The organism is uncultured Campylobacter sp., from assembly GCF_938018035.1.
Classification (GTDB): Bacteria; Campylobacterota; Campylobacteria; order Campylobacterales; family Campylobacteraceae; genus Campylobacter_B.
In genome coordinates this window covers 1-1,880 of the sequence record NZ_CALIJF010000221.1, presented here as the reverse complement: position 1 = coordinate 1,880, position 1,880 = coordinate 1, and the positions used below count along the sequence as shown (strand labels likewise).

At 39.5% G+C, this 1,880-nt stretch carries 3 protein-coding genes; 1 reads left to right on the top strand and 2 read right to left on the bottom strand.

The features are described from left to right. Nucleotides 1-170: 170 nt before the first annotated feature. Nucleotides 171-491, top strand: coding sequence for a DsrE family protein (locus tag Q0257_RS06885; protein ID WP_298023256.1), 321 nt, complete (start codon nt 171-173; stop codon nt 489-491). Between the two features lie 216 nt (nt 492-707). On the opposite strand, the gene Q0257_RS06880 is transcribed toward Q0257_RS06885, so the two are convergent. Further along, a complete protein-coding gene (locus tag Q0257_RS06880) occupies nt 708-1,295 on the bottom strand; it encodes a sulfatase-like hydrolase/transferase (protein ID WP_298023253.1) in 588 nt (195 codons plus the stop codon). Nucleotides 1,296-1,305: 10 nt separating this feature from the next. Continuing rightward, entirely contained in the window at nt 1,306-1,497 is a 192-nt protein-coding gene (locus Q0257_RS06875; protein ID WP_298023249.1) for a hypothetical protein, read from the bottom strand. Nucleotides 1,498-1,880 lie beyond the last annotated feature (383 nt).

Here is a 1,880-nt window from a genome sequence, read left to right as displayed (position 1 = left end):
GAGCTGCTGCAAAGCCTAATCGAAGCTATAAATGAAGCTCGTCGCGAGAAAAATTAAACCGATAAAAACTAAATTTAACCATTCCGATCCTCGAGCTTAAATTTAAGGCAATGCAAACTCGCTTTGATATAAAATTCTTTTCAATATAATTTTAAACGAAGGGGCGCAAAATGAAAATCCTACTGATCCTGGCAAATCAGCCGTATAACGGCTTGGACAACGCCTACAACGCATTGAGGCTAGCAGACAGCCTGCATAAAAAAGGCGAGGAGGTAAGAATTTTTCTTATGAATGACGCGGTCGATCTCGTAAGAGATAGCACCGAAAAACCCGGGGATTACGACATCGATCTAGTCGCCAAACTAAAGGAGCTATATCGCGGCGGCGTGGCGCTAAAAGTATGCGGCAGCTGCCAAAAAGTATATATGGCTAATTTTGGTCGGGTTATAGTGCCAAGATCCATCTTGTCAGTTAAACGCAATAAGTGTTAAATCTGTATGCTACACTTAGTAAAAGCGAATTTGCGGTGCAATATAAACATAATTTTACGATATCACGGCTAGCTAGATACATAATATAGAACTCTTATATTTACAAAATTCCATGATTGTTGCAAATAAATGCCTCAAATGTAAATCGCAATCGGCAAGGATTAAAACGAGGGAGTTTTATATCCGTTTATACTACTTGAGGTGACAAAAATGAGTCTATTTGCTAGACTCTTGCTGTGCTCGTACCGATTCGTCATAAGAAAGCTTAGACAAAATTCTACTTGCGTTTACAAAGAATTCATCACCGGCATCAAATGGTAAGCTCTCGCGCGAGAGCAGGTTTCTGCCGAAATTCATCTCATCCAAGATTCCTAAATACCCAAGCACAGTTGTAAAAGTATCGAACGAGGTACCACGCTTTTTGATCTCGAACTCTCCATCCAAATCATCATCCAGTATCACAAATAAGTCCCGCTCGTCTTTAAGTCCATCGCCAAAGCCACCATCTATAGCATTTTTATAAAATAGCGGATGATCATTTTGCAGTACAATGATTGTGTTCGCTGCATATGGACTTGAGCGGATTTGCTCAATAAATTTACTCACTAATAGGTCACTGCAATGCACCGCGCATAGCATTGGCACGGTATTTTCATTATATTCCAGCCCTTCACATGAGCGCGGGATAAATCCACTTGGAGTGTGCGTACCAATCGTGAGAAGTGAGAACAAAAACGGCTTACCTACTTTGTTTAGACGCTCAAAATCATTCCATGCCACACGAAGCATATCATCGTCATCCACACCCCATTCGTTAGTATGAACCGGGATCCACGGCTAAAATTTCGTCTCTCCCCTTAATCTCGTCATAACCTCTTTGACGCAAAAAGCCTCTAGTACCCTGAAAATTTAAGTCAGCGCCCTTTATAAAATAGGTATGGTATCCCAAAGAGTGTAAAATTTCGCTAGCGCAGACAATATTTTTAGTAAAATTTTCAGAAGCCATATCTTTGGCAGATGCAAACGTATAATTTGCAGCGCAGTGTGAACCAAACAGCCCTTTAATAGTAAAACCAGTATCTACTACTTGGTGTATTTCAGAAAAATCTATACGATTTTTGAGTGCATTTAGATGTGGTGTAGTTTGGCAAAATTTCTTTCGTCAGTATAGGCACGTCAAAACTCTCTAAAAAAATATAGACAATATTTTTACACTTTATCGGAGCCTTGGGATGTGGAATGGCTAGATACGGATAAATCTGCTTCTTAATCGCTTCTAAGGGCGGATTCAGTTGTAGATAATATTCTCTAGCTGCATCGTAAAGAGGATTTAAAAAAAGGCTGTTAAAATACATGGCATAAATAAAATACTAAGCTTTGAGCTATGAC